Origin of the sequence: Enterococcus xiangfangensis (genome assembly GCF_005405365.1) — a bacterium.
GTDB classification, from domain to species: domain Bacteria; phylum Bacillota; class Bacilli; order Lactobacillales; family Enterococcaceae; genus Enterococcus_A; species Enterococcus_A xiangfangensis.
In genome coordinates, this window is the sequence record NZ_BJDX01000004.1 from 253241 (window position 1) to 263199 (window position 9959).

General features: G+C 39.5%; 12 protein-coding genes. 5 read left to right on the plus strand and 7 right to left on the minus strand.

Translation table 11 applies throughout. The features are described from left to right. Positions 1–23: 23 nt before the first annotated feature. Together gap and FFM68_RS07010 are read left to right on the plus strand one after the other, a co-directional pair. Positions 24–1034 (plus strand): type I glyceraldehyde-3-phosphate dehydrogenase, encoded by a 1011-nt coding sequence (gene gap / locus FFM68_RS07005; RefSeq protein WP_137618694.1) that lies wholly within the window; start codon positions 24–26, stop codon positions 1032–1034. Between the two features lie 252 nt (positions 1035–1286). Next, complete coding sequence (locus tag FFM68_RS07010; RefSeq protein WP_137618695.1) at positions 1287–2036, plus strand: peptidylprolyl isomerase; 750 nt, start codon at positions 1287–1289, stop codon at positions 2034–2036. Positions 2037–2086: 50 nt separating this feature from the next. Here FFM68_RS07010 and fabZ read toward each other — a convergent pair whose 3' ends face one another. Then, positions 2087–2536 carry a 3-hydroxyacyl-ACP dehydratase FabZ gene (gene fabZ / locus FFM68_RS07015; RefSeq protein WP_137618696.1) on the minus strand — a complete coding sequence of 150 codons (450 nt, stop codon included), beginning with the start codon at positions 2534–2536 and terminating at the stop codon, positions 2087–2089. A gap of 158 nt (positions 2537–2694) precedes the next feature. Here fabZ and fabI point away from each other — a divergent pair, with 158 nt between their 5' ends. After that, on the plus strand, positions 2695–3450 hold the full coding sequence (gene fabI, locus FFM68_RS07020; RefSeq protein WP_137618697.1) for an enoyl-ACP reductase FabI: 756 nt from the start codon (positions 2695–2697) through the stop codon (positions 3448–3450). A 101-nt stretch (positions 3451–3551) separates the two neighbouring features. On the opposite strand, the gene FFM68_RS07025 is transcribed toward fabI, so the two are convergent. After that, positions 3552–4565 carry a branched-chain amino acid aminotransferase gene (locus FFM68_RS07025; protein WP_137618698.1) on the minus strand — a complete coding sequence of 338 codons (1014 nt, stop codon included), beginning with the start codon at positions 4563–4565 and terminating at the stop codon, positions 3552–3554. Positions 4566–4722: 157 nt separating this feature from the next. Here FFM68_RS07025 and FFM68_RS07030 point away from each other — a divergent pair, with 157 nt between their 5' ends. After that, on the plus strand, positions 4723–5637 hold the full coding sequence (locus FFM68_RS07030) for a mechanosensitive ion channel family protein (RefSeq protein WP_137618699.1): 915 nt from the start codon (positions 4723–4725) through the stop codon (positions 5635–5637). A gap of 111 nt (positions 5638–5748) precedes the next feature. Here FFM68_RS07030 and rpsN read toward each other — a convergent pair whose 3' ends face one another. From rpsN to racE, 5 genes are all read right to left on the minus strand, one after another. Then, positions 5749–6018, minus strand: coding sequence for a 30S ribosomal protein S14 (gene rpsN / locus FFM68_RS07035; protein WP_137618700.1), 270 nt, complete (start codon positions 6016–6018; stop codon positions 5749–5751). A 177-nt stretch (positions 6019–6195) separates the two neighbouring features. Next, positions 6196–6684, minus strand: a complete 489-nt coding sequence (cbpB, locus tag FFM68_RS07040; RefSeq protein WP_137618701.1) for a cyclic-di-AMP-binding protein CbpB — start codon at positions 6682–6684, stop codon at positions 6196–6198. Positions 6685–6775: 91 nt separating this feature from the next. Next, a complete protein-coding gene (locus FFM68_RS07045) occupies positions 6776–7288 on the minus strand; it encodes a metallophosphoesterase (protein ID WP_137618702.1) in 513 nt (170 codons plus the stop codon). Beyond that, positions 7285–8622 (minus strand): ribonuclease PH, encoded by a 1338-nt coding sequence (gene rph / locus FFM68_RS07050; protein ID WP_167483468.1) that lies wholly within the window; start codon positions 8620–8622, stop codon positions 7285–7287. Before rph ends, FFM68_RS07045 begins: the two co-directional genes overlap by 4 nt. A gap of 2 nt (positions 8623–8624) precedes the next feature. Beyond that, complete coding sequence (gene racE, locus FFM68_RS07055; protein WP_137618704.1) at positions 8625–9434, minus strand: glutamate racemase; 810 nt, start codon at positions 9432–9434, stop codon at positions 8625–8627. A gap of 150 nt (positions 9435–9584) precedes the next feature. Here racE and FFM68_RS07060 point away from each other — a divergent pair, with 150 nt between their 5' ends. After that, the gene (locus tag FFM68_RS07060) at positions 9585–9812 is read left to right on the plus strand and encodes a hypothetical protein (protein WP_137618705.1); all 228 of its coding nucleotides are present in this window, start codon (positions 9585–9587) and stop codon (positions 9810–9812) included. Positions 9813–9959 lie beyond the last annotated feature (147 nt).

The following is a 9959-nucleotide window of genomic DNA, read 5'->3' on the forward strand; positions in this document are numbered from 1 at the left end:
AAAAAAAGGAGGAACTTTTGGTTATGACAGTAAAAGTAGGTATTAACGGATTTGGACGTATTGGTCGTTTAGCTTTCCGTCGGATTAAAGAAGTCTCTGACGATATTGAAGTAGTAGCAATCAATGACTTGACTAGTCCGACAATGTTGGCACAATTATTGCAATTTGATTCAACACATGGCACCTATCCCGGCACCGTTACTGCAACAGAAGATTCAATCGTTGTTGATGGCGAAAAAACTCGTGTATACGCTGAACCAGATGCAAGCAAGATTCCTTGGGCTAAAGAAAATGGGGTCGATATTGTCCTTGAATGTACTGGTTTTTACACATCAGAAGAAAAAGCAAAAGCGCACTTAGATGCTGGCGTTAAACGGGTCGTGATCTCGGCTCCAGCTGGACAAATGAAAACGATCGTTTACAACGTCAATGATGATACTTTGGATGCCAATGATAAGATTATTTCTGCTGGTTCATGTACAACAAACTGTCTGGCTCCAATGGCTTATTTCTTAAATAAAGAATTTGGTGTGGAAGTTGGAACGATGACGACCGTTCATGCGTATACTTCAACTCAAATGCTATTAGATGGACCGGTCAAAGGCGGTAATTTACGTGCTGCACGTTCAGCTGCTGACAATACGATTCCACATTCAACTGGCGCAGCCAAAGCAATCGGCTTGGTTATTCCAGAATTGAAAGGAAAGCTGCAAGGTCATGCGCAACGTGTTCCAGTTGTAGACGGTTCATTGACTGAATTGGTTTCAGTCCTAAAAACAAAAGTCACTGCCGATCAAGTCAACGAAGCAATTAAAAAACATACTGTTGATAACCCATCATTTGGTTATGATGATCGTGAAATCGTTTCTGGTGACGTTATCGGAACAACGCAAGGTTCGATCTTTGATCCAACTCAAACTGAAGTCACTTCAGCTGGCGACTATCAATTAGTTAAAACAGTTGCTTGGTACGACAACGAATACGGTTTTACTTGCCAAATGATTCGTTTATTAGAAAAATTTGCTAACTTGTAAGAGCTAGCTCGATCTTAAAGAAGTTGTGACGAGATTTTCGTCACAGCTTCTTTTTTGTCTTCTCAAACGTCTAAATGTTCCAAATCAGAAATGAATTCCATCACAAACTAGCTAAAATCAGTTAGACGATACCTGTCCCTCGTAATTTCCCTTCAACAAGGTTCTCGAAACAAAAAGTCAATTTTTTTTCATAGGAACACTGTTAAAAATTTGTTATCATGAGGATGACAATAAGTTTAAAAGGAGACTATTATGCATTACAAAAAATTGATGATCGGCGCAAGCTTAATGGTAGCGCTCGGATTATTCGCGGCCTGCAGCGGGGATAATTCAACCCAAGAAACGAAGGAAAGTAGCACCAAAACAACTGAATCTAGTGTAGATTTGAATAAATTGGAACTTCCTCAACTTAATGGCGAAGTTACTGATGATGAATATTTAGTTGAACTTGTTACAACTAAAGGAAATATTAAAATCAAACTTTTTCCTGAACAAGCACCAAAAGCAGTCGAAAATTTCGTGACCCATGCAAAAGACGGTTACTATAACGATACTACCTTCCATCGCGTGATCCAAGAATTTATGATTCAAGGAGGCGATCCTAAAGGTGACGGTACTGGTGGGGAAAGTATTTGGAAAAAGGGCTTTAAAACAGAAGACTCCAATCAACTTTATAACATTCGTGGTGCGCTTTCGATGGCCCGGTCATCTTCTCGCAGCAGCAACGGCAGCCAATTTTTCATTGTGACAAACAAAGACGATGTCAGTGACGGTTTGCCCATCCAGTATTACCCAGAAAAAATCATTGAACGCTATAAAGATGGCGGCGCTCCTAACCTTGACGGCGAATATACAGTCTTTGGTCAAGTAACAGAAGGCTTAGATATCGTGGATCAAATCGCCAGTGGCGAAGTCAAAGACAACGGCTCCGGTGAAAAATCTACTCCGACAGATCCAGTCAAAGTTACTGAGATCAAAGTATTGCAAGAACCGAAGAAATAACAAAAAAAGAGTCAAAATCCCAAATGAGATTTTGATTCTTTTTTGTTGAATTATTTTTTCTGCTCTTTATCTCCGACAATAAAAGTAAACGTGCATTCTGTGACAACCTGTCCTTCGACTGTTGCCCATGCTTTGGCTGTTCCGACAGGTCCTTTGATTTTTTGAATATCAAAATTTAAAAATAAAGTATCGCCCGGACGCACAAAGGCTAAAAATTTTGCTTCGTTAATACCGCCAATATACGCGGTCTTCCCTTCAAATGCCGCCGATTTCAGAATCAGCAACGAACCAGCCTGCGCAAGTGCTTCTACGATCAACGTTCCTGGCATCATCGGTTCTTCCGGAAAATACCCTTGGAAAAAATCTTCATTCATCGTTAAATTTTTTACTGCTGTAATATGTTTTTCATCCTCAAATTCAGTGACGGCATCTAAATAATAAATCGGAAAACGATTGGGAATCGTTGCCATTATTTCTTCGACATTCATAATTTTTTTCATTTCGCACCTCGATGAATATTTTATTTGATTATCAAACTATCATATTCTAATGTTTTAATCAAGATGTATTATAATAATAAAAAAATAGTTTGACAATCAAAGTTTTTTACAACATAATAAAAGCATATTATTTTATATTATTTAGGAGTGTGTCATTAATGTCTATTTTATCTGGAAAAAAAATTATCGTAACTGGCGTAGCAAATAAAAAAAGCATTGCTTGGGGATGTGCGAAAGCCATCACTGCTCAAGGCGCCGAGATTATCTACACATATCAAAACGATCGGATGAAAAAAAACTTGATCAAATTAGTTGGCGAGGATGCTTCAATGGTAGAACTCGATGTAGCCAGCGATGAAAAAATAGCGGCCGCTTTTGCTTCTATTAAAGAAACATTTGGTTCAATCGACGGACTAGTCCACTCGATTGCTTTTGCCAACAAAGAAGAATTATCTGGCAACGTAACAGCGATCACTCGTGACGGTTTCCAACTTGCTCAAGACATCAGCGCGTATTCTTTATTAGCCGTCTCACGCTACGCAGCACCGCTAATGACTGACGGCGGCAGCATTGTGACAATGACGTACATGGGTTCAGAACGCTCGATTCCTAACTACAATATGATGGGGATCGCTAAGGCCGCTTTAGAAGCTGAAGTTCGTTACTTAGCGACTGAGTTGGCACCACAAAACATCCGAGTGAATGCTATCTCTGCTGGAGCGATCAAAACCTTAGCAGTAACGGGAGTAAAAGATTATCAATCCCTGTTGAATCTATCTGAAGAACGCACACCGGATAAAGTCGGCGTGACGATTGAAGAAGTCGGAAACTCTTGTGCTTTCTTGCTTAGTCCGCTAGCAACTGGTATCATCGGCGATATTATTTATGTCGATAAAGGGGTTCATTTAAGTTAGTTTCATTGAACTGATTTTTTTATCGATTTAATACAAAAAAGTCGCTCGGCATGAGCGACTTTTTTTCAGATTTAAAAATGAATCGACTTTCAAATGAACACTTATACTTCAAATATCCAGCCTTCAGGTCCTGTTACATCCCCAAATTGAATCCCGACGAGTTCATCATATAGTTTTTTGGTGACTGGACCAGTTTCGGTTTCACTGTAGAAAACATGAAAATCATCGTTGACTTGCACCCCGGCAATCGGTGTAATGACAGCAGCCGTTCCGCAAGCCCCCGCTTCAGCAAATTTATCCAACTCTTCTAAGTAGACATCCCCTTCGATTGCTTCCATACCGAATCGTTCTTTTGCTAAATGCAATAACGAATATTTTGTAATACTTGGCAAGATCGATGGAGACTTAGGTGTAATAAATTGATTGTCATGTGTGATCCCGAAAAAGTTTGCTGAACCGACTTCTTCAATTTTTTTATGTGTTGCCGGATCTAAATAAATACAATCAGAAAAATTTCGGTCATGTGCCATTTGTCCTGGTAATAGACTTGCCGCATAATTTCCACCTACCTTAGCCGCCCCCGTGCCATAAGGTGCTGCTCGGTCATACTCTGATACAATAAAATTGCTTGGCATCATTCCGCCTTTGAAATATGGACCAACCGGCATACAAAAGACGCTGAATAAATATTCTGGTGCTGGGGAGACACCGATATTAGGACCGACCCCAATTAAATATGGGCGTAAATATAAGGTCGCACCTGTCCCATAAGGAGGTACATATTCTTGATTCGCACGTACGACTTGCTTAATTGCATCAATAAATTTGTCCTCTGGAACTTCTGGCATTTGTAAGCGTTCTGCACTTTTATTCAAACGTTTTGAGTTTTCATCTGGTCTAAATAAATTGATTCCTCCATCTTTGCGACGGTAAGCCTTCAACCCTTCAAAACATTCTTGACCGTAATGGAGACAGGTAGAGCCTTCATTAATGGTGATTGTGTTCTCCTCTGTCAATGTCCCTTCATCCCATTGACCATCTTTCCAATGAGAAATATAGCGGAAAGGTGTTTTGATATAATTAAATCCTAATTCTTCCCATTTTATATTCACCATTTTATCATCTCCTTCTTATTTAAGAGATAGTCTATCACTTTCTTTCGTCGTTGTCATGAATTTTTTCAATTTTAAGAAAATTATGACTTTAACGTCTTTTGTCGACAGATATGAGAAAGATTGTTAAACTATCCCTATCAATCTATAGGAGCGGCTTATGTTTTTACTTACAACACAAACAGTAGATTCCAGTGACACAAATGTAGTCGATCAAGCAACCGAACAATTATCAGCTTGGCAAAAATATTGGCAGTCGATCGACTGGGACCGTGTCTTTTCAATCATGATCCAAAAAGGCTTGACACTTTTAGCAGTCTTAGTTTTGTTTTACTTAATTCGCAAGATCGGAAGTTTCTTGATCAATCAATCTTTTGAACGGCAAAAGAAAAAAGTGGCCGACAATGCAACGAGGATCGAGACGATCCATACGTTATCACTAAATATTTTTTCTTACACTTTGTTCTTCTTCTTTCTTTATTCGATTTTGGATACGATCGGTATCCCAGTAGGCTCGCTTTTAGCGGGGGCTGGAATTGCGGGGATCGCCATTGGTTTAGGTGCACAAGGTTTCACTAATGACATTATTACTGGTTTTTTCATTATTATGGAGCAGCAAATCGATGTTGGCGATTATATTCGACTGACCAACTTACAAATCGAAGGAACTGTGACTTCAGTCGGTATTCGAATGCTGCAAATGAAATCAACGGATGGAACAGTTCATTTTATTCCTAATCGAAACATCACAACTATCAGTAATCTTTCCCGAGCGCATATGCAAGTCAAAGTAGATATTCGAATCCAACCAGATGAAGGATATGACAAAATCAGTCGTTTAATCGATGAAACGAATCAAAGACTTGCTGAGGACTTCAAGGATGAAATTTTTGATGGTCCGACACTTTTCGGGATGGTCGATCTAGGAAATAGCAACTATGCGATTCGGACGATCTTATACGTAACTAACGGCAAGCAATACAAAGTGCAAGAGGAATTCTTGACTGCTTATGTAAAAATTTTGCACGAAAACAACTTCACTATCCCAAATAATCCGATTATAGTTGGGAAATAAGTACATGGATTTAAAAAAGCCATAAAAAAACCGAGCGCCAAAGAGTAGATTTTTAATCTAGTCTTTGGCGCTCACTTATTTCTTAAATGACTATTGCAGTCGAGTCAGTTTTTACCAACTGGCTTTTTTTATTCCAGGAATTTGCCCTTTATGTGCAAGTTCCCGAAACTTGATTCGTGACATCCCGAATTTTCGCATATACCCTCTTGGCCGACCATCGATTTGATCGCGGCGTTTTAAACGATTGGGATTTGAATCTCGCGGTAATTTTGCTAAGTTTTCATAATCTCCTGCAGCTTTTAAAGCAGCACGTTGCTCTGCATATCGTTCGATCAAAGCTTGCTGCTTTTGCATTTTAATGATTTTTGCTTTTTTTGCCATTGATTCTCTCCTGTTCTTTTTATTTAATCGAGCTTAATCGTAATGATTCTTATTTAAACACTTGCTAAAAATAGCATGATGTGGCTTTAAAGTCAATTAACTATGCTTGTTGTAAATAGGAGCTAGACACCCACTCTTTTCCATAGAAAAAAGAGACCCTATCAGGATCTCTTTTTGTTATCTAGATGAATTTGCATGAAAGATCAATTTTGTTTCTTGATTTTTTCGTTCAAATGTGTGAAACGTATAATTCACCGCTTTTAGGATCTCTCTGCGTGTCATAATACCGCGGAATACGCCATCTTTATCTAACACAGGCAAGAAAGCCGCATCTACTAATAAGTGTAGTACATCTTCTAACTCTGCATCTAACCGCATCACCGGCACATCTGTCTTCATAACATCTGCTACTGTCAGCTCTTCTAAATTGGATGTATCAATACCATTGATCCCCAACATTCTTTTCACAATATCATTCAAGCTCAATAAACCAACAAAATGATCTTCTCTATCTAAAACCGGAATTGTTGAATAACCGGCTTGAGATAAAAGCAGCAACGCGTGCTCTAAAGGATGTTCCTTTATCACATTTGCAACATTTTCTGCTGGGATCATCATGGTATCTTCATGCTCCCTCATTAATTGTTCAATCGCGGGACTAATCATACGATGCCTCCATTCTAATATCCTCATCTTATTTTACCTTATCAGTAAAAAGAAAACGCTGTTTCCTCGAATATTTAATAAAAATTAGGAACTAACGTTCAAAATCTGCCACTAATTCTTCGATCGGTTGATGAGCGCGATTATAAAATTGAACGTGATATTTTTCATTTTCGCTGTCAATGATCGCATAACTAGGAATTTGTACCGGACCGCGAGGCTGAGAAATACTTCCAGGATTCACAAATAAAATATTCTTGTCATATTCAGCTACCGCTTGATGGATATGTCCAAATAAGGCGATCGTCGCCCCGACTTCTTGTGCACGAATAGAAAGCATCGTCAGGCCAAAACGGACATTCGAGCGATGACCATGCACTAGATAGATTACATCATCTCCGACTGTAACAATTTGTTCTGCTTTATAATCAGGGTCGTAGTCACAGTTTCCAGCGACAACCGTAAAATGGTTCCACAATTCATCATTGGCTTCTAATTCTGAATCTCCGCAGTGAAACATCTGATCTACCATCCCCACATAACGATTGACGATTTCTACTAAGATATTCCGATCACCATGATTATCACTAACAACTAAATACTTCATTCATTTTCCTCCAGCCAATTTTTCCAAACTTTTTCTAGTTCTTTGACTGCCAGCCCACGATGACTAATGAGATTTTTTTCTTCATTCGTCAACTCGGCAGCCGTTTTCTCATAACTAGGTACGATGAACAACGGATCATAACCAAAACCGTTATCTCCTTGTGGAATACGACCAATCTGTCCAGCCCAATCCGCTTCAACTACGAGACTCTCTTTTTTAGGTGCCGCAAAAACAAGCGTACAATGAAAATGAGCAGTTCGTTTCTCATCGGGAACATCGGTCAATTCATATAATAATTTCGCATTATTGGCTGCGTCACTTTTTCTTTCTCCTGCAAAGCGCGCCGAAAAAATACCTGGCATCCCGTTTAACGCATCTACGACTAGACCAGAATCATCTGCTAAAACTGGTTGTTGTAAAATTTGAGCGATTGTTTCAGCTTTTAGCCGAGCATTTTCTTCAAAAGTTTTCCCTGTTTCTTCAACATCTGGCAAATCAGGGTAATCTAATAGCGTTTTAGTTCGATACCCTTCTTTTGAAAATAACGCTGCAAACTCCCTAGCTTTTCCAGGATTACGTGTTGCAATCACGATCGTTTTTTCTTCAACTTCACTCGTTGTAAACAGCGCTTCTTTTTGATAAGCAATCAATTCTTCGATCCCGGTCTTTCCATGCAAGATCAACGCATTTAATTCGTTATCATCAAACGTCGCTTCTTCACCAGTCCCTTGTATCTCAACAAAACGGCCAGATTCAGTCATCACCAAATTCATATCAACCGCCGCCGAAGAATCTTCCAAGTAATCTAAATCCGTAACAACGGTTCCATCAGGCAAAATGCCCACACTGATTGCAGCTAGATGTTCATTGATGGGATCTTCTGCTAATTCACCGCTGGCCAATAATTTATTGATTGCCAAGCGCAAAGCAACGAATCCTCCCGTGATACTCGCTGTCCTAGTTCCGCCATCAGCTTGAATCACGTCGCAATCTACAATGATACTACGCTCGCCTAATTTTTTCAGGTCGATCACAGCGCGCAGTGATCGGCCAATCAAGCGTTGGATTTCCATTGTTCGGCCTGTTAGTTTTCCTTTGGCACTTTCACGTCGATTGCGTGTATTCGTAGCTCTTGGCAGCATACTATATTCTGCCGTTACCCAGCCGGTCCCATTGCCGCGTAAAAACGGTGGTACAGAATCTTCTATGGTTGCTGAGCAGATCACTTTTGTGTCGCCAAAAGAGACAACGACTGATCCTTCAGGATGTTTAAAAACATTTGTCTCGATTGTTATTGGCCGTACTTGTTGAACGGCTCTTCCGTCATGTCGCAAAATTATTCTCCTCCTAAATCAATGTGTTCCACATTTAAATCGGTAATATTCAACCATTCACCAGCAATATCTTTAAACATTTTTGGTGATCCTGTTGTATAAAATGTTTTAGTTTTAGCTGTTTGTTCATAATTATTTAGATTAAAATAATCTAATAACGCGCTGACATCACTGACTGTTTCTGCCCCGGAGTCGATCAAGGTCACTTGCTGCCCAATCGCATTTTGAATGACTGGGCGCAGCAAAGGATAATGTGTGCAGCCTAAGATCAGTGTATCTAATTTTTCTTTTTTGAGCGGCAGCAACGTTTGCGAAACAACTTTTTTCGCAACAGAACTATTGTATTGATTGCTTTCAACAATCGGCACAAATTTTGGACAAGCCAAACTAGACACATATGTGTCTGGTGCTTTCTCATGTAATTCATGACGATAGGAGTCGCTCTTAATCGTCCCTAAGGTTCCGATGATACCCACGCGCCCAGTTTTACTTGCCTTCAATGCAGCTCGTGAGCCGGGTTGAATGACACCAATCACGGGGATATCAACATTTTTTTTGATTTCTTCTAAAGCTACGGCGGTCGCTGTATTGCAAGCGATCACAAGCATTTTGATATTTTTCTTCAATAAAAAACGAGTCATCTGCCAAGTAAACTCAATGACTTGTTCAGCTGGCCGCGGTCCATATGGACAACGTGCCGTATCTCCAAGATATAAAATTTCTTCATTTGGCAACTGGCGCATTGCTTCTTTAACTACAGTCAAACCGCCTACGCCAGAGTCAATAAATCCAATTGGTCTTTCATTTGACAAAACGCTCACCCTATCTAATTCCAAGTATCACCTTATTTTCCACTTTTTAGTGAAATTTTTCAAGCCCCAGAACCCCAATCGATAAAAAGCGTTTTCTTTTGAAGGGATAATGATCAATGCTACACTTAATTAAAAGAGAGGTGGATTAAAATGGATAAGAAAGAACTAACTGAAAACTTGGGGAAAGCTTCTGCTAGTGACCGCAATCAAGATCCTGCAATGAAAGCAGTCGAAAAAGAGACAGCAGAAAAGAAACAAGAAGCTGAACACGAACCAGGAATGTTAGAAAAACTTGGCAAAACACAAACGGGTGCTACCTATGAAGATCCTGCAATGAAAGAAACTGAACGTAAAACAGAAACTGAAAAAGAAGATTAGCAGCTGAACTTAGGAAAATTGCCTCAATAAAACGATTTTCTAACTGTCTCTTGCTTGATCTTATTAAAAAGAGGCCGTGACATAAGTCATAGTCCTTCATAGGAAAAAATTGGCTTCCATAAATCATTTAGTGATTTATGGAAGCCA